This window comes from Antarctobacter aquimaris, assembly GCF_900184945.1.
GTDB classification, from domain to species: Bacteria; Pseudomonadota; Alphaproteobacteria; order Rhodobacterales; family Rhodobacteraceae; genus Maliponia; species Maliponia aquimaris.
The window spans coordinates 140,891-158,265 of the sequence record NZ_FXYF01000005.1 but is presented as its reverse complement, the minus strand read 5'-3'; the positions used below and the strand labels follow the sequence as shown (position 1 = coordinate 158,265).

The window sequence follows — 17,375 nt, the reverse complement described above, 5'->3', positions numbered from 1 at the left end:
GCGTTCACGACATTCAGTAACAAAGGCGAACGACATGAAATGGATCCTTCCCGCTGCTGCGGCGGCCCTGACCCTGATTGGCGGCGGCGCATGGTACATGACGCAGGCGTCCGCGCCGGGTGTGTCGCAGTTCGCGGTGCCGGGCGTGGCTCTGGCGCAGACGGCCGAACCCGATACCGCGTCGATCGTCGAGATGGTCAAGGGCAGCGAAGACGCCAAGGTCGAGGTGATCGAATACGCCTCCTACACCTGCCCGCATTGCGCGACCGCCCATGCCAACCTGATCCCCAGGCTGACGGAAAACTACATCGACACCGGCAAGGTCCGCTTTGTCTACCGCGAGGTCTATTTCGACAAGTTCGGGCTCTGGGCCTCGCTCATCGCGCGCTGCGGCGGTCCGGAAAAGTTCTTTGGCATCACCGACCTGATCTACAAGGGCCAGAAGGACTGGGCGCGCGCCGGGTCTGACGGGGCCATCGTGGACGAACTGCGCAAGATCGGCCGGCTGGCCGGCATGGAGGGCGACCAGATCGAGGCCTGCCTGGGCGACAGCGCCAAGATCGGCGCGCTGGTGGCCTGGTTCCAGGCCAACGCCGCCGAGCACGGCATCGAATCGACCCCCAGCTTCGTGATCGACGGCACCACCTACAAGAACATGAGCTACGAGGAATTCGCGGCCATCCTGGACGCCAAGCTGGCGGAATGACCTCGGCTCCGCGCGGCCCTCTCGAAGGGGTCAGGGTGATCGAACTGGCACGCATCCTGGCCGGCCCCTGGGCCGGTCAGACGCTGGCCGATCTGGGCGCCGAGGTCATAAAGGTCGAGGCGCCGCAGGGCGACGACACCCGGCAATGGGGGCCGCCGTTCATCGAACGGGAGGGCGACCGGTCGGCCTCCTATTTCCATTCCTGCAACCGGGGCAAACGCTCCGAGGTGGTGGACCTGTCGTCCGCCGAAGGCCAGGCGCGGATGCGCGACCTGGTCGCCGGGGCCGACATCCTGATCGAGAACTTCAAGGTCGGCGGGCTGGCGAAATACGGGCTGGACTACGCGTCGCTGTCGCAGGTGAACCCGCGGCTGATCTACTGCTCGATCACCGGCTTCGGCCAGGACGGGCCCTATGCCCACCGCGCGGGCTATGACTACATCATCCAGGGCATGTCCGGTTTCATGTCGATCACCGGCGACCCGGACGGCCAGCCGCAGCGCGCCGGCGTGGCGATCACCGACCTGTTCACCGGGCTCTACTCGGTCGCCGGCATCCTCGCCGCGCTGCACCAGCGCGAGCGGACCGGCAAGGGCCAGCACGTCGACATGGCGCTGCTGGACTGCGCCGTCGCGGCCATGGCGAACCAGGCGCTGAACTACCTCAGTACCGGCACGCCGCCGGGGCGGACCGGCAACTATCACCCCAACCTGACGCCCTACCAGGTGTTCGACTGCGCCGACGGCCACATCATCATCGCCACCGGCAACGACGGCCAGTACCGCCGCCTGTGCCGCCTGCTGGGGCTGGCCGACATGGCCGAGGCGCCGGACTATGCCTCCAACGCCGACCGGATCGCCAACCGCGAGGCGATGATCGCCCGGCTGACGGCCGCGACGCGGCAGCGCACCAAGGCGGATCTGCTGGCCGCCTGCGAGGCCGAGGGCGTGCCCGCCGGGCCGATCAACGACATGGCCGAGGTCTTTGCCGATCCGCAGGTCGTCGCACGCGGGTTGCGGATCGCGCCCGAGGGGATTTCCGGTGTGCGGTCGCCGTTCCGATTCTCGGACGCGGAGCTGGTGCTGGAGCGGGCGGCCCCCAGGCTGGGCGCGGCGCAGGGCTGAGGGCGGGTTGGGAGGGGGCGCTGCCCCCTCTTGGTCCCGGACCTTGTCCGGAACCAATTCACCCCCGAGGTATTTTTGAAACCAAAGAAGCCTGGACGGAGCGCAGCGCGTTCTCGTCGCGCGGTCAGTCCGCGTAGCGGAAGCAGACGGTCAGGACGCCGGTGTTGTCGTCGAGCACGGCGTCTCCCTCGTTGATGCGGAATTCGATCCGGCCAAGATTCATGTTGAAGGTCCCGGCCTGCCGGATCGCGCCGTGAAAGCGCGCCCAGTCCATGGTGCGCGCGGCCCCCGCCACCTCGAAGCGCACCAGCAGGGCGCCATAGAAAGCCTCCAGGTGGGGGCGGGATTCGCGGCGGTCCTCCAGTCCCTTGCCGTCCAACCCGCCATGGCCCTGGGTGCCCGCCGGGTCCAGCCCCGGCTGGACCGACCAGAAACCGGTGCTGCGGATGTCCTGGACGAGGCCGGGCGGGAACTCCGCCACCTGCCAGCCGGCACGGGCGTCGATCTGGTGGCAGACATCGGCGGCAAAGGCGGGTGGCGCGATCAGGACTAGGCACAGGCCGAAGGCCTTGGCGCGGGTCGGGAGACGAGTCATCGGTCCTCCTGCGGTTTGGCTGCACAGAACCGCCGGCCGGGGCCGGGCGCAAGAATTTTTATCAAAATTCTTGCAAATTTCCGGGTCGGAAATTTTGCCCTCACAGGTGGCTGCGGGCGTGTTGACGGTCGGGCGTGTCGAGGTGGGGGAGGGCGTTGAACTGGGTCAGCGCGAGGCCGGTCGACAGCGGCTGGATGCGGTGGAGCGAGCTGTTCTCGACCGCCAGGCAGGCGTGCGCCATGGCCTGGAGGTCGAGCCGCATCACCAGCCGCATCGCCATGCCGATCAGCCCGCCCGAGGTCACCACCAGCGCGCGGCCGTCCCCTTTGGCGATCTCGTGCAGCACCTCGCGCACGCGGGTCTCGAAGCTGTCCCAGCTTTCCGGCGCGCCCTCCAGCCGCCCTTCGCGCCAGTGGGTGTAGAGCAGCGGCAGGTGGCGGACAAAGCCTTCGCGGTCGTTGGGCACGGCGATGCCGTGCTGCTGGTGCAGCAGTTGCGCCATGTGGAAATAGGCCAGTTCATTGAGACGCGCGTCCTCGACCGGCTCAGTCAGGCTGGCGGGCGCGATCCCCTCCAGCGTTTCGCGGTGGCGGCGCAGGGTGCCGTGGTAGACGCGGGCGAATTTCTCGCCAGTCTGGCTGAAGTATCCGCCCAGCCAGCGCGATTGCTGCCAGCCGAGATCGCTCAGCCGGTCATAGCCCGTCTCGTCGCGGGCGCTGGAATTGGCCTGTCCGTGGCGGACCAGCGTGATGAACGACATGCCGTTTCTCCTCTGCGCGCGGCGCTGATACGCCGCCGCCGCGCCGAGGGAAACCCCCGGTCGGCGCTACTCGGGCCGCGTGATGGTCATCGGGTCGTCGTAGGAAAAGACCTGAACGTGGATGTCCCTGGACAGCTCCGGGGCAAAGGAACTGGTGAAATCGGTCATCTCCCAGCGCTGGACGCGCTGCGTTTCGGGATCGAGGTAGACGGTGTTGCGCGCGCCGAACCAGGCGCCGCTGTCCGGGTCGGGGTCCGTGCGGGTGACGTAGCTGACCGCCTCGTAGGCGGTGTCGTCCACCGTGACCGTGCCGAGGCAGGCGGGGTCTGTCAGGTTCTCGCGCGACTCGGCGTGCTGGCGGCGCTGCAAGCCGTCGTAGTCGTCGGGCAGCATGTTGGGGGCGGCGGTCCAGGGGCCCTCGGGGTCGGGTCCGGTCCAGCTGTCGCCCTCGACGATCAGCGCGAATGTTCCCGATCCCAGCACGCCGCCGATGCTGCGCGCCGGGCTGTCCCAGATCGCCAGGTACTGGTAGCGCATGTCGCCTTCGGGGCTGAGCACGGTATTGGTGACGCGGTGCGGCGGGCGGACGAAGGGGTCCAGCGGGCCGCCGTCGAACATCGCCTTGATGCGCGCGCGGCAGGCGGCGTCCTCGGCCAGCGCGGGGGCGGCGAGGGCAAGGCTGGCGCCAAGCGCGGCAAAACGCAGGAACGGCAACAGGGTCATGGGACAATCTTCCTCTTGTAAATCTCTCCGGTCAGCCTAGCGGCTTTGCCCCGCCCTGGAAACGTTTGAGGGCCGGCAGTGCTGCGGCGCAGGGTCCGGTCTTGCCGCGTGGGCAGGGCGGCACGGCGCCCGCGTCATGCCGCAGCTACTGGCAAAACCCGCGCAAGGCGGCTAAATAACCAAAAACCACCGAAGGACGACACGTGAAAGACAAGGCAGGCCATAGGGTAACCCGCGACGGAATCCGCATCCACGATCCCGCCGATTTCGAAGGCATGCGGGTCGCGGGGCGGCTGGCCGCGCAACTTCTCGACGAGGTGGCCGAGCTTGTGGTGCCCGGTCAGACCACGGCCGAGATCGACCGCTACATCGAGCGCCGCGTCGCCGAAGAGGGGGCCACCTCGGCCACCATCGGTTACAAGGGCTACCAGCACGCAAGCTGCATCAGCGTCAACCACGTCGTCTGTCACGGCATCCCCGGCGACAAGAAGCTGAAGGACGGCGACATCCTGAACATCGACGTGACGGTGATCGTCGACGGCTGGTTTGGCGACACCTCGCGGATGTATGTCGCGGGCAAGCTGGCGCGCAAGGCCGAGCGGCTGATCGAGGTCACGCATGACGCCCTGATGAAGGGTATCGAGGCGGTCCGCCCCGGCAACACCTTCGGCGACATCGGCTATGCCATCCAGAGCTTTGTCGAGGCCAACCGCATGTCGGTGGTGCGCGATTTCTGCGGCCACGGGCTGGGCCAGGTGTTCCACGCGCCGCCCAACGTGCTGCACTATGGCCGCCAGGGCACCGGCCCGGTGCTGGAACCGGGCATGTTCTTCACCATCGAGCCGATGGTGAACCTGGGCCGCCCGGAAACCAAGGTGCTGGCCGATGACTGGACCGCCGTGACGCGGGACAAGTCGCTGTCGGCGCAGTTCGAACATTCGGTGGGCGTGACGGCGGACGGGGTCGAGATCTTCACACCCTCCCCGGCGGGCAAGTTCCACCCGACCTACTGACAGCGGTCCGCATATGCGCCCCGTGCGCGCGGACACGTCCAGCGACCCGCGCGGCCTCTACCTGATCCTTGCCACCTGCAACTTCGTCATCGGCATGGGGGCCTTTGCGCTTGTCGGGATGCTGGAGCCGATGGCCGAGGGCCTGGCCGTGCCGGTGACCTCGGTCGGCGCGCTGCTGACGGTCTACTCGGTGGCCTACGCCGTCACCTCGCCGGTGCTGGTGGCGCTGACCGGCAGCGTCGGGCGGCGCCGGGTGCTGGCGCTGGGGCTGACGGTCTTTGCGCTGGCGACGCTGGTCGCGGCGCTGTCGCCGGGGCTGGGGCTGCTCTACCCGGCGCGGATCGCGGCGGCGGCGGGGGCGGGCATGGTGTCGCCCGTGGCGCTGGCCATCGCCGCCGCTCTGGCCCCGCCGGACAAGCGCGGGCAGGCGCTGGCCTCGGTCTTTCTGGGCATCACGCTGAGCCAGGTGGCGGGCGTGCCGGTGGGCAGCTGGATCGCCTACACCTTTGGCTGGCGCAGCGTCTTTGGCCTGGTCACCACCATGGCGCTGCCCTGCATCTGGCTGGTCTGGACGCGGGTGCCCGCGGGGCTGCGGTTCTCTCCGGTCTCGCTGGCCGACCTCGGGCGCGTGCTGCGCGACCCGGTGGCGCTGGCGACGGTGGGGTTCACCGCGGTCTTCATCGGCGCGCTCTACGTGGTCTACACCTACCTGCCGCCGCTGCTGTCGCAGACCATGGGCTATGGCCGCGACGGCATCAGCCTGGCGCTGCTGCTGTTCGGCATCGGCGCGCCGATCGGCAACATCGTCGGCGGGCGCATGGCCGACCGGCTGGGCCCGGCGCGCAGCCTGGTTCTGATTTGCGTCGTCGAAGCCGCCTGCCTGCCGCTGTTCGCCCTGCTGCCGGTGCCGGGCGCGCTGCTGTTGGGCTTCGTGTTCTTCTGGTCCCTTGTCGGCTGGTGTTTCTCGCCGTCGCAGCAGCTGCGCCTGGTGTCGCTGGCGCCGGAACTGGGCTCGGTGCTGATGGCGCTGCACGCCGCCTCGATCTACATCGGCATCGCGGCAGGCTCCGCCGTCGGCGGCCTGGTGATGGCCACGGGCGGACCGCTGGCGCTGGGCCCGGTGGCGGCGGTGGTGGTGCTGGCGGCACTGGGCGTGCTGATCTGGTCCGACCGCGCGGCGCGGCGGCGGGCGGGCGACCTCTAGCCGGTGCTTGCGCCCCTGTCGCGCCGCCGCTAGCCTGCGCGCAAACCCGAGGGAGCATACCATGACCAACGCCATCGACTCGCGCCTGGCCGCGCTGGGCCTGACCCTGCCCGACGCCCCGGCCCCCGCCGCCAACTACGTGCCTTTCGTGATCTCGGGCAGCACGGTCTACGTCTCGGGCCAGATCAGCATGAACGCCGAGGGGCTGATCAAGGGCCGGCTGGGCGACAACATGAGCGTCGAGGACGGCGCCGCCGCCGCCCAGCGCTGCGCGCTGAGCCTGCTGGCGCAGGTCAAGGCGGCCTGCGGCGGCGATCTCAGCCGTCTCAAGCGGGTGGTCAAGCTGACCGGCTTCGTCAATTCGACACCCGATTTCACCGATCACCCCAAGGTCATCAACGGCGCCTCCGACACGCTGGTCGAGATCCTCGGCGACGCCGGCCGGCACGCGCGTTCGGCCGTGGGCGCGATCCTGCCGCTGGGCGTCGCGGTCGAAATCGAGGGCATCTTCGAGATCGCCTGATGGTTCCGCTTGCGCCGGTCTTTCTGGACCGCCCCATCGCCCACCGCGCCCTGCACGGTCCGGGCCGCCCCGAGAACTCGCGCGCCGCGGTCCGCGCCGCCGTCGCGGCCGGTTACGGCGTCGAGATCGACATCCAGATGTCGAAGGACCATCACGCGATGGTCTTTCACGACTATGACATGAAGCGCCTGACCGGCCACCGCGGCCCGATCCAGCAGCGCACCGTCCCGGAGTTGGCCGACATGCCGCTGCTTGGCGGGCACGAAGGCGTGCCGACCCTGACCGAAGTGCTGCGCGACGTGAACGGCGCGGTGCCCCTGCTGATCGAGATCAAGGACCAGGACGGCCGCATGGGCCCCAAGGTGGGGACGCTGGAGCGGGCCGTGGCCGCGGCGCTGGACGGCTACGGCGGACCGGTGGCGGTGATGTCCTTCAACCCCCATACCATGGCGGAACTGGCGCGGCTTCTGCCCGGCATCCCGCGCGGCCTGACCACCTGCGCCTTCAAGGCGCTGGAGTATCCCACCCTGCCCGCGACGGTCCGCAGCCATCTGCGGGCGATGCCGGGACTCGCCGAGGCGGGCGCCAGCTTCATCAGCCATGACCACAAGGACCTGGACATGCCCGAGGTCGCCGCGCAGAAGGCGCGGGGCCTGCATGTGTTGTGCTGGACGATCCGGTCGCCCGCAGACGAGGCAAAGGCGCGGCGCATCGCCGACAACGTGACCTTCGAAGGCTACGCCGCTTGAACCCCGCGCGGCGGGGGCCAGATTGACAGGTGCCATGACCGACCAGAGCACCCCCCCGACGGTTTCCGTCAACGTCCTGACCTCGCTGCGCCAGATCGCGCCCGAGGCCTGGGACGCCTGCGCCTGCCCCGAGACGGCGGACGGCGGACGCCCCATCGACCCTTTCACCACCCACCGCTTCCTCAGTGCGCTGGAGGACAGCGGGTCGGTCGGCACCGGTACGGGCTGGGATCCGCGCTACCTCGCGGTCGAGGCCGATGGCCAGACCGTCGCCGTCGCGCCGCTGTATGCCAAGTCGCACAGCCAGGGCGAATACATCTTCGACCACAACTGGGCGCATGCCTTCGAACGGGCGGGCGGTCACTACTACCCGAAACTCCAGATCGCCGTGCCCTTCACCCCGGCCACCGGGCGGCGCTTCCTGACGAAACCGGGATACGAGGCGTTGGGCATGTCGGCGCTGGTGCAGGCGGCGGTGCAACTGGCCTCCGACAACGACCTGTCGTCGCTGCATGTCACCTTCTGCACCGAGGGCGAGGCCATCGCCGGCGAACAGATGGGCCTCCTGCGCCGCACCACCCAGCAGTTCCACTGGCGCAACGACGGCTACGCCGACTTCGACGCCTTCCTCGCCTCGCTCAGCTCGCGCAAGCGCAAGACCATCCGCAAGGAACGCGAACGCGCGCAATCCTTCGGTGGCGAGATCGAGATGCTGACCGGCGACGCGATCCACCCCGAGCACTGGGAGGCCTTCTGGGTCTTCTACCAGGACACCGGCGCGCGCAAATGGGGCACCCCCTACCTGACACGGCGATTCTTCGAACGCGCGCATGCGACGCTGCGCGACGACATCGCCATGGTGATGTGCCGCCGGAATGGGCATTACGTGGCGGGTGCCCTGAATTTCATCGGCCGCGAGGCACTTTATGGCCGCTACTGGGGCTGTACCGAGGATCATCCCTGCCTGCACTTCGAAGCATGCTACTATCAGGCCATAGACTTTGCGATCGGGCAGCGGCTGAGATCGGTCGAGGCAGGCGCCCAGGGCGAACACAAGCTTGCCCGCGGCTACCTGCCCCGGCAGACCCATTCGTTGCACTGGCTGGCGGATGCCGGGTTCACCAAGGCGGTGGCCCGCTATCTCGAGGCCGAACGCCGCGCGGTCGATGAGGACATCGAGATCCTCACCGCCTATGGCCCGTTCCGCAAGGACCGCAGGGAGGAAACAGAATGACCGAGCTTCTATCGGACACCGCGCGCAAGACCGTGCTCGAACCGCTGTACAAGACCGGCTGGCAACTGGCCCAGGACCGCGACGCGATCTGCAAGACATTTGAATTCAAGGACTTCGTCGAAGCGTTCTCGTGGATGACGCGCGCCGCCCTGTGGGCCGAGAAATGGAACCACCACCCCGAATGGTTCAACGTCTACAAGACCGTGCAGGTCACCCTATCGACCCATGACGTGGGCGGGCTCTCGGCGCTGGACGCGAAACTCGCGCGCAAACTCGACAGCCTCTGACGCAGGAGGTGGGGCGCGGCCTGTGCCGCACAAGCGCCGTTCAAGAGGCGTTGCCGGTCGCGTGCCGTCGCATCCGTGGCCGGGATTCGGGCAATGACCGCCGAAAGCCCTGTCTGGACATTGGATCACGCATGTCTACACATCGACCCATGTCGATGATCCATGACATCGAGAAAATCGAGAGAACGGTCCTGCCGACCGACCCCAGCTTCCGAGCCATCGAACGCGAGGAAATGGATCGTCACATCGTCGAGGCCCGGCAGAATGCATCCGCGAATGCGAAGGACGAATTCCTCCTTTCCCTGATGCAACTTCTGGCACTTCCGGGGAACGGACATACACGCCTGATCCCAAACAATGCGATCTCGGTCCTGCCTCTCAGATTCGCAACCATCGGCACCGCTGTCCGACTGCTCGGTGCAACGTCCGGTTGCGCCGGGTCGTTTGGCAGCGAATTGATATCCATCAATGGCATTCCCGTGGGCGAGATCGAAGTCACCGCAGAGAAATTCCTGGCGGGAACACGACAACGAAAACGCGTCATCGGGCCAATCCTTTTCGTTTGGCCCGGCGCCTTGGTCCGCCTCGGCGTGTATTCCGGCAGCGGCGCAATCGAATTCGGGATGCGCGATGACACGGGTCGGGTCAGCGCGCTTGTCCTGGATACGGCAACCACGGTTCCCGGATCTGCGCTCTACCCGCGAAACGAGCATGGGAAAGCAAATCCGTTCTGGTCTCCCAAGTCCTTTCTGGAGATAAGCGATTTCGGCAAACCCGGACTGCTGATGGGACTTCCGAGCTTCTTCGACCCCGGTGAAACGGACCTTTCGAATGCGGTTTCCGAGGCGGCAGGCCGCATGAGATCGCACCCCGACACGCCCCTCCTCATTGATGTTCGAGGCAACACGGGCGGGAACTTTCTCCGGACCATGCCATTGATCGACGCGATCTCGGAGGGGGCCGAAGATCGCCGGGTTGGCGTGCTTGTCGACAAATTCACCTTCTCCGCCGCGATCGTCTTCGTCGCCATCCTCAAGCACCGTCTCGGAGCGCGGCTCGAACTTGGCGGCGAAGAGATGGGAGACGGCCTTACGTTCTTTGCGGAAGGGGGAACACTCGACCTGTCGGCCAGCGGTGCGATCGTCCGATACTCATCGGCCTTTCATGATTGGGCGGGAGGTCGCATCGACGAGACCACGCCCAGCGAGATCGCCGCAGAGATCGTCCCGGTCGGAACGCTGGAGTTGGACCGTACCTGGGCCACAAATTCGGACGATGTCACGTCGCGGGACCGGTTCTGCCGAGAGTTTCTCGATAGCCTGAAGTCTTAGACGATCGTCCGCTTTGTCCGCAAAATCGGGCACTTGCAGTGACCGTGCCGTCGCGGGAATCCAACGGGGCCTGCGTCTTGCGAGACAACGGTTGCGGTGCGTGGTTGGCTTGCCGGCGAAAAAGATGGAAAGGGGCGCGACCCGCGCCGCGCCCCCTGCTTCTTCTCTGTGAAAATACGCCCGGGGGAGTCGTCACGCAGGTGACGACGGGGGCAGCGCCCCCATCCTCCGTCGATTCTGCGCTCAGATCGCGGCGAGCAGGGCTTCGCCAGCCGATACCTCGCAGACGCCGGGGCTTTCCTCGACCTGCAGCTTCACCACCTTGCCGTCCTCGACCAGCATGGCATAGCGCTTGGACCGGTCGTACAGCCCGACGGGCGGCGCGGTGAAGTCGAGACCCATGGCCTTGGTCAGTTCCGCCGCCGGGTCGCCCAGCATGCCGATGCCGGCCGCGTTCGCCCCGGTCGATTCGCCCCAGGCGCCCATGACAAAGGGATCGTTCACCGACACGCAGTACACGTCCTCGACGCCCTTTGCCTTCAGCCCGTCCATGGTGCGGATGAAGCTGGGCACATGCGCCGTGGTGCAGGTGCCGGTATAGGCGCCTGGCAGACCGAAGATCACCACCTTGCGCCCCTTGGTCAGCGCGCTCACCGTCACCTGCTCCGGTCCCTTGTCGCCCATGCGGGCCAGGGTGGCCTCCGGCAGGCTGTCACCTTCGGAAATCGTCATTGCACCGTCACTCCTTCGAATTGCGTTTCCCGTACAGCGGACTATAGGTTTGCCGGGGCCAAGGGAAAGCGGAGAGTCGGACATGGACAGCGTGGTTGTGATCGGCGCCGGGCAGGCAGCGGCCTCGCTGGTGGCGCGTCTGCGGTCCGGCGGGCTCGAGGGAAAGATCACCCTGATCGGCGAGGAACCCGCGCCGCCCTACCAGCGACCGCCGCTGTCCAAGGCCTACCTGCTGGGCGAGATGGAGCTGGAACGGCTCTACCTGCGCCCCGCCAGCTATTACCCGGAGAACGGCATCGACCTGCACCTGTCGGAAACCGTGACCGCGATCGACCGCAAGAAGAGGCAGGTCATCACCGCCGGCCAGAAGATCCCCTATGACCATTGCGTGCTTTGCACCGGGTCGGTGCCGCGCCGCCTGCCGGCCGCCATCGGCGGCGAGCTGGATGGCGTCTACGTCGTCCGCACCTTGCAGGACGTGGACGACATGGCCCCGCAATGCCGCGCCAAGCGCCGCGTGCTGATCGTCGGCGGCGGCTACATCGGCCTCGAGGCGGCGGCCGTCTGCGCCAAGCGCGGCCTCAAGGTGACGCTGGTCGAGGCTGCCGACCGCATCCTCCAGCGCGTCGCCGCGCCTGAAACCTCGGCCTGGTTCCGCGCCCTGCACAAGCGGCACGGTGTGACGGTGCGCGAGGGCGTCGGCCTGAAGCAGCTGGTGGGCGAGGCGCATGTCTGCGCCGCCGAACTGACCGACGGCACCGAACTGGAAGTCGATTTCGTCGTGGTCGGCGTGGGCATCGCCCCGGCGACCGAACTGGCCCAGGGCTGCGGGCTGGAGATCGACAACGGCATCAAGGTCAACGAGCTGGGCCAGACCTCGGACCCGGCGATCTGGGCGGCGGGCGATTGCGCCTCCTTCCCGCAGGGCGACCGCCGGCTGCGGCTGGAATCGGTCGGCAACGCCATCGACATGGGCGAACTGGTGGCCGACAACATCCTGGGCCAGGCGCGTCCCTACGTGGCCAAGCCCTGGTTCTGGTCCGACCAGTACGACGTCAAGTTGCAGATCGCCGGGCTGAACACGGGTTATGACCGGATCGTCGTGCGCAAGGACGGCGAGGCGCTGTCGCACTGGTACTACGCCGGGGACCGGCTGCTGGCGGTCGACGCGATCAACGACAGCCGCGCCTACATGGTGGGCAAACGGCTGATCGAAGCGGGCAAGAGCCCGGACCCTGCGGCCGTCACCGACACGGCGACCGACCTCAAGGCGCTGCTCAAGGCGTGAGGATCGTCGCGGGCGACTGGCGCGGCCGCCGCCTCGCGGCTGTGGGCAAGGGCGACGCGGGCGCGCATCTGCGCCCCACCACCGACCGGGTGCGCGAAAGCCTGTTCAACGTGCTGTCGGGCGGCCGCTTTGGCGATCCTTTCGCGGGCACCCGGGTGCTGGACCTCTTCGCCGGCACCGGCGCGCTGGGGCTCGAGGCGCTGTCGCGCGGCGCGTCGCAGGCCATATTTGTCGACGATGGTCGGGTCGCTGGCCGCCTGATCCGCGAAAACATCGCCCTGCTCGACTGCGCCGACCGGGCAAAGCTGATCGCGCGCGATGCCGCCCGGCTGCCCCCGGCCGAGACGCCCTGCGACCTCGTCTTTCTCGACCCGCCCTATGGCAAGGGGCTGGGTGCGCGGGCGATGGCCTCGGCGCAGGCGGGCGGCTGGATCGCGCCCGGCGCGCTGGTGGTCTGGGAGGAAAGCGCCGCCCAGGAGGCCCCCACGGGCTTTGCCGTCGAAGACAGCCGCCGCTACGGCGACAGCTGGATCACCCTGCTGCGCGCCAGTTAAGACGCCGGGTCCATCCCGCCCCCTTACGGCCAGGCGCACCGCGGATTTGCCAGACTGCCCGGTCCCGGCTATGCTGAGCCTCATGACCAGCCTGACCCTTGATCCGCGTGACCTGGCGCGCGCCGCCAACGACGACACCCGCAGCCCGCCGGCACCGCGCAAGGCGCCCCGTGGCCCCGTGCTGATCGGCGACAGCATCTGTCCGCATGCCCAGGGCACCCTTTTGCTGACGCTCTGGCGCACCTGGGAGCAGCCGGACGCAGGCTGACAGGCCACCTCATCCGGCACTGGCGATTCCGCACAAGGCTGATATCTTCTCATTCAAATCCATGAATGACTGGGAGGACTCATGTCGATCTTTCGCCCCTCGCGCCGCGACCTGCTGAACCTTGCCGCCACCGCCCCGGCGCTGGCCCTGCCCGCACTGGTGGCCACGCCCGCCCGCGCGCAGGCGATCGGCGGCCCCGCGTCCGCCAACCCCGCGCATTTCCGCTTTACTCTGGGCGAGGCGGTGCTGACCGTGGTGTCGGACGGACACCTCGAGATCCCCGCCGCCGGCCTTGGCGTCAATGCCGACCCGGAGGAGGTAAAGGCCTTTCTCGAAAGCTACTTCCTGTCGACCGAGATGAACTATTCCCACACCAACCACCTGGTCGTGCAGTCGGGTGACGCGACGGTGCTGGTCGATGTCGGTTCGGGCAACCGCTTCTTGCCGACCTCGGGCCGGCTGATGGCCAACCTCGAGAGCGCCGGCATCGACCCGGCCTCGATCACCCACGTCGTCTTTACCCATGCCCACCCGGACCACATCTGGGGCATCCGCGACGATTTCGACGAGGCGATCTTTCCCGATGCCGCCTATTACATCGGCGGGACGGAGCGCGATTTCTGGCTGCAGGACGGTCTGGTCGACCGTGTCACGCCGGACTTGCAGCAATTCGTGGTGGGGGCGGTCAATTCGCTGAACGTCGAGGGCGCGGAGTGGGAACTCACCTCGGATGGCACAGAGATCGTGCCGGGGGTGCGGGTGATCGACACGCCCGGCCACACGCCGGGGCACATGTCGGTGGTGGTCGAATCGGGCGGCAAGCAGCTGATCGCGCTGGGCGACTGCATGACCCACGCCTGGATGAGCACGACGCGGCCGGACTGGGTGGGCAGCTCGGACATGGATGCCGAGCAGACCGTGGCGACGCGGCGGCGCCTGCTGGACATGGCCGCGGCCGACCGGATGGCGGTGCTGGGTTACCACTTCCCCTTCCCGGGGGTGGGCCATATCGCGCGCGAGGGCGACGCCTTCCGCTTTGTCCCGGCGCTCTGGCAGTGGTAGGTGCTGCGCGCTGAACGCAAAAGGCCCCGGTCATCGACCGGAGCTTTTTCATGTGTCCTGCAAAGGCTCAGCTTTCGCGGAACGCCTTGGCAAAGTAGTCGGTGAAGGGTTTCACGAGGTAGGCCAGCGGCGTGCGGTCGGCGGTGCGGATGAAGGCCTCGACCGGCATGCCGGGGATCAGCACTGTGCCCTCGGGCAGGCGCGCGGCCTCGCCCTCGCTCAGCACGATTTCGACCCGGTAGTACTGGATGCCGGTGTTCTGGTCCTGAAAGGCGTCGGCCGAGATCTTGGTCAGGTGGCCGAACAGTTCCGGCGTCTCGCGCTGGTCCAGCGAGGAAAAGCGCAGAGACACCTCCTGGTTGATGTAGATCTGGTCGATGTGGATCGGCTCGACCTGGGCTGCGATCACCAGCGGGCGGTCCTGCGGGATGATGAACATCACCGGATCGGCCGGCCGCACGACCGAGCGCTGCGCAAAGACCGTCAGCCCGTAGACGATGCCGTCGACCGGGGCGGTGATCTCCATCCGGCTCAGGCGTTCGCGGATCGCCAGGCGCTGTTCGGCCAGCTCGCGTTCGCGGAACTGCAGGTCGCGCAGGGTGGTGATCGCCTCCTCGCGGCGCTTGGTACGCAGGGTCAGGATCTGGATGTCGATTTCCGTGATGCGGCCTTCGGCCTGCGCCTTTGTGGCGGTCAGCTCGCCGACCGACCCGGCCAGCCGGGCTTCCTCGCGTTGCAGGGCCAGGATCTCGGGCGCGCGGACAAGGCCCTGCTTGCGCAGCTCCTCCTTGCCCACCAGTTCCTCGCGAATCAGCTCCAGCTGGCGGCCCAGCGCCTCCTGCTGCGCCTCGATGCCGATCACCTGGTCGGCGATCTGGTCGGACCGCTTGGACAACTGCTCGATCTCCGCCTGCACCGATTCGCGGCGGGCAAAGAACAGGTTGCGCTGGCCTTCGACCAGTTCAAAGACCTCCGGGTCCAGTTCGGCGCGGGCCAGCAGTTCCTCGGCAAAGACGATCTCGTCGCCGTTGTCGCGCTCGGCCTGGAGCCGGGCGCGGCGGGCCATGATCTCGTAGAGCTGGCCCTCGGTGATCTTGAGTTCCGAACGCAGCAGCGTCGGGTCGAGCTTGATCAGGATCTCACCCTCGGTCACGGTGTCGCCCTCCTCGACGAGGATCTCGGCCACCACGCCGCCGTCGGGGTGCTGCACCACCTGGCGGTTCCGGTCGACCTGGATCTGGCCACTGGCGACGATCGCCCCCGAGATCATGGTGGTCGCGGACCAGCCGCCAAAGCCGCCGACCAGGATCACCAGCCCGATGATCCCCGCGATCATCGGACTGCGCACGGAGAATTGCTGTTCAGGGGTCATCTGACACCTCCCGGTCCGGCCTTCTGCAATTGCTGGTGGTTCTTGACCATGGCCTGGAGCACCTCGTCCTTGGGTCCGAAGGCGGCGCGGCCGCCGTTTTCCAGCATCAAGAGCAGGTCGCATTCCTTGATCGCGGCGGGGCGGTGCGCCATGATCAGCACCGCCTTGCCGTCTTCCTTGAACGACTTGATCGCCTTGTTGACCGCCTCCGAACCTTCGTTGTCGAGGTTCGAGTTGGGTTCGTCCAGCACCAGGATCACCGGGTCGCCGTACATGGCGCGGGCCAGGCCAATGCGCTGCATCTGGCCACCCGACAGCCGCCCGCCGGCGGCGGTGACGCGGGTGTCATAGCCGTTCGGCAGCTTGAGGATCATGTCGTGCGCGTCGGCCTTCATCGCTGCGGCGACCACCTTTTCCGCGTCAGGCTGGGCGGACAGGCGGGCGATGTTCTCGGCGATGGTGCCGTCGAACAGGGTCACGCGCTGCGGCAGGTAGCCGATGTGCTTGCCCAGCGTTTCGGCGCCGTACTGGTCCAGCGAGGCACCGTCGAGCCGGATCTTGCCACCCGCGGGGCGCCAGACCCCGGTCAGCGCCCGCGCCAGCGTCGACTTGCCCGCGCCCGAAGGCCCGATCACGCCGCAGGCCTGGCCGGGCCCGACGTTGAACGACACCAGCCGCAGCGCGGCCTGCTGTTCGCCGGGGGCGACCACGGTCAGCTGCTGTACGTCCAGCTTGGCCTGTGGCTTGGGCAGGGCGGTGCGCGTGCCGGCCTCCGGCACCTCGGTCAGCAATTGGGCCAGGTTGTCCCAGCCCTTGCGCGCGCGCTGCACCAGCGCCCATTGGCCGATCATCAGCTCGATCGGCGCCAGCGCGCGGCCCATCAGGATCGACCCGGCGATCATCGCGCCCGGCGTCAGCAGGCCCTGAAGCACCAGGTAGGCCGCCAGACCCAGCATCGCCGACTGCAACAGCATGCGAAAGGTCTTGGTCATCGTGGTGAAGGTGCCGCTGAGGTCGGCCGAGGTGATCTGCCCCGAAAGCGACTGGCTGCGCGCGACCATCCAGCGATTGAACGCATCCTCGCGCATGCCCAGCGCCTGCACCATCTCGGCCTCCTGGCGGATCTGGTCGGCGGTGCGTTCGGCCTGCATCACGGCCATGTTGGATTTCAGCGTCGGCGTCTTGCTCAGCACCTGGTTCAGCAGCGTGACCGCCACCAGGAACAGCCCGCCGCCGACCGCCAGCCAGCCCATCCAGGGGTGAAAGATGAAGATCGCGAAGATGAAGACCGGCGTCCAGGGCAGGTCGAAAAAGGCCATCAGCACCGGCGAGGACATCAGCCGCTGCACCGATTCAAGATCGCGCAGCCCGGTCTGGGCCAGTTCGTCGTTCTGCACGGCGGCGCGCCGCAGCACCGCGTCGAACACCCGCAGGTCCAGCGCGGCCTGGAACCGCGCCGCGACCCGCGCCATGATTCGGCTGCGCACGTAGTCCAGCAGGCCCATCATGCCGTAGAGGAACAGCACCAGCACCGACAGCGCGATCAGCGTCGCCACCGAGCGCGACCCCAGCACCCGGTCATAGACCTGGAGCATGTACAGCGGCCCGGTCAACATCAGCATGTTCACGAAAAAGCTGAAGATTCCGACAAACCAGTAGAACACGCGGCTTTTTCGTCGGGCCGCGCGCAGTTCCTCGCGGCCGGTGTCTTTCTGTTGGGTGGTCATGCGCCGCTCGGTGCCCTTCGCTTTGTCACGGGCCGGAATCTGTGACAGTGTTGACCCTGTCTCCATTCATGTCGCGAACGTGCCACATGGTAAGAGATTCCGGCATCCTTCGTTGGGTGCAAT

19 protein-coding genes are annotated in these 17,375 nt (G+C 67.6%); 13 read left to right on the top strand and 6 right to left on the bottom strand.

The window, feature by feature from the left end:
* Positions 1-34: 34 nt before the first annotated feature.
* Entirely contained in the window at positions 35-706 is a 672-nt protein-coding gene (locus tag MAA8898_RS10935; RefSeq protein WP_094021050.1) for a DsbA family protein, read from the top strand.
* A complete protein-coding gene (locus MAA8898_RS10930; RefSeq protein WP_094021049.1) occupies positions 703-1,830 on the top strand; it encodes a CaiB/BaiF CoA transferase family protein in 1,128 nt (375 codons plus the stop codon). The genes MAA8898_RS10935 and MAA8898_RS10930 overlap by 4 nt, the downstream gene beginning before the upstream one ends.
* A gap of 124 nt (positions 1,831-1,954) precedes the next feature.
* On the opposite strand, the gene MAA8898_RS10925 is transcribed toward MAA8898_RS10930, so the two are convergent.
* The 3 genes from MAA8898_RS10925 to MAA8898_RS10915 form a co-directional block, all read right to left on the bottom strand.
* Positions 1,955-2,425: a hypothetical protein gene (locus MAA8898_RS10925; protein ID WP_094021048.1), complete on the bottom strand. Its 471-nt coding sequence runs from the start codon at positions 2,423-2,425 to the stop codon at positions 1,955-1,957.
* A gap of 100 nt (positions 2,426-2,525) precedes the next feature.
* Entirely contained in the window at positions 2,526-3,185 is a 660-nt protein-coding gene (locus MAA8898_RS10920; protein WP_094021047.1) for a histidine phosphatase family protein, read from the bottom strand.
* 66 nt (positions 3,186-3,251) lie between these two features.
* On the bottom strand, positions 3,252-3,908 hold the full coding sequence (locus MAA8898_RS10915; protein ID WP_094021046.1) for a hypothetical protein: 657 nt from the start codon (positions 3,906-3,908) through the stop codon (positions 3,252-3,254).
* A 203-nt stretch (positions 3,909-4,111) separates the two neighbouring features.
* Between MAA8898_RS10915 and map the strand changes: the two genes are divergently transcribed.
* The 7 genes from map to MAA8898_RS10880 all read left to right on the top strand — a co-directional run bounded on the left by map (position 4,112) and on the right by MAA8898_RS10880 (position 10,249).
* The gene (gene map / locus MAA8898_RS10910; protein WP_094021045.1) at positions 4,112-4,921 is read left to right on the top strand and encodes a type I methionyl aminopeptidase; all 810 of its coding nucleotides are present in this window, start codon (positions 4,112-4,114) and stop codon (positions 4,919-4,921) included.
* Positions 4,922-4,934: 13 nt separating this feature from the next.
* Entirely contained in the window at positions 4,935-6,125 is a 1,191-nt protein-coding gene (locus tag MAA8898_RS10905; protein ID WP_094021044.1) for an MFS transporter, read from the top strand.
* 61 nt (positions 6,126-6,186) lie between these two features.
* Positions 6,187-6,648, top strand: a complete 462-nt coding sequence (locus MAA8898_RS10900; protein ID WP_094021043.1) for a RidA family protein — start codon at positions 6,187-6,189, stop codon at positions 6,646-6,648.
* A complete protein-coding gene (locus MAA8898_RS10895) occupies positions 6,648-7,397 on the top strand; it encodes a glycerophosphodiester phosphodiesterase family protein (protein ID WP_094021042.1) in 750 nt (249 codons plus the stop codon). The genes MAA8898_RS10900 and MAA8898_RS10895 overlap by 1 nt, the downstream gene beginning before the upstream one ends.
* A 34-nt stretch (positions 7,398-7,431) precedes the next feature.
* Entirely contained in the window at positions 7,432-8,631 is a 1,200-nt protein-coding gene (locus tag MAA8898_RS10890; protein ID WP_094021041.1) for a GNAT family N-acetyltransferase, read from the top strand.
* Positions 8,628-8,918, top strand: coding sequence for a 4a-hydroxytetrahydrobiopterin dehydratase (locus tag MAA8898_RS10885; protein ID WP_094021040.1), 291 nt, complete (start codon positions 8,628-8,630; stop codon positions 8,916-8,918). The genes MAA8898_RS10890 and MAA8898_RS10885 overlap by 4 nt, the downstream gene beginning before the upstream one ends.
* 155 nt (positions 8,919-9,073) lie before the next feature.
* On the top strand, positions 9,074-10,249 hold the full coding sequence (locus MAA8898_RS10880; RefSeq protein ID WP_245853360.1) for a peptidase S41: 1,176 nt from the start codon (positions 9,074-9,076) through the stop codon (positions 10,247-10,249).
* 243 nt (positions 10,250-10,492) lie between these two features.
* On the opposite strand, the gene MAA8898_RS10875 is transcribed toward MAA8898_RS10880, so the two are convergent.
* The gene (locus MAA8898_RS10875) at positions 10,493-10,981 is read right to left on the bottom strand and encodes a peroxiredoxin (protein WP_094021039.1); all 489 of its coding nucleotides are present in this window, start codon (positions 10,979-10,981) and stop codon (positions 10,493-10,495) included.
* 82 nt (positions 10,982-11,063) lie between these two features.
* Here MAA8898_RS10875 and MAA8898_RS10870 point away from each other — a divergent pair, with 82 nt between their 5' ends.
* The 4 genes from MAA8898_RS10870 to MAA8898_RS10855 all read left to right on the top strand — a co-directional run bounded on the left by MAA8898_RS10870 (position 11,064) and on the right by MAA8898_RS10855 (position 14,153).
* The gene (locus MAA8898_RS10870) at positions 11,064-12,269 is read left to right on the top strand and encodes an NAD(P)/FAD-dependent oxidoreductase (protein ID WP_094021038.1); all 1,206 of its coding nucleotides are present in this window, start codon (positions 11,064-11,066) and stop codon (positions 12,267-12,269) included.
* A complete protein-coding gene (rsmD, locus tag MAA8898_RS10865) occupies positions 12,266-12,823 on the top strand; it encodes a 16S rRNA (guanine(966)-N(2))-methyltransferase RsmD (RefSeq protein WP_094021037.1) in 558 nt (185 codons plus the stop codon). The genes MAA8898_RS10870 and rsmD overlap by 4 nt, the downstream gene beginning before the upstream one ends.
* Before the next feature lie 82 nt (positions 12,824-12,905).
* Positions 12,906-13,091 (top strand): hypothetical protein, encoded by a 186-nt coding sequence (locus tag MAA8898_RS10860; RefSeq protein ID WP_141194829.1) that lies wholly within the window; start codon positions 12,906-12,908, stop codon positions 13,089-13,091.
* Between the two features lie 81 nt (positions 13,092-13,172).
* Complete coding sequence (locus MAA8898_RS10855; RefSeq protein ID WP_094021035.1) at positions 13,173-14,153, top strand: MBL fold metallo-hydrolase; 981 nt, start codon at positions 13,173-13,175, stop codon at positions 14,151-14,153.
* A gap of 67 nt (positions 14,154-14,220) precedes the next feature.
* On the opposite strand, the gene MAA8898_RS10850 is transcribed toward MAA8898_RS10855, so the two are convergent.
* Together MAA8898_RS10850 and MAA8898_RS10845 are read right to left on the bottom strand one after the other, a co-directional pair.
* Positions 14,221-15,525 carry an HlyD family type I secretion periplasmic adaptor subunit gene (locus MAA8898_RS10850; RefSeq protein WP_094021034.1) on the bottom strand — a complete coding sequence of 435 codons (1,305 nt, stop codon included), beginning with the start codon at positions 15,523-15,525 and terminating at the stop codon, positions 14,221-14,223.
* On the bottom strand, positions 15,522-17,252 hold the full coding sequence (locus tag MAA8898_RS10845; RefSeq protein WP_094021033.1) for a type I secretion system permease/ATPase: 1,731 nt from the start codon (positions 17,250-17,252) through the stop codon (positions 15,522-15,524). The genes MAA8898_RS10850 and MAA8898_RS10845 overlap by 4 nt, the downstream gene beginning before the upstream one ends.
* Between the last annotated feature and the right edge of the window lie 123 nt (positions 17,253-17,375).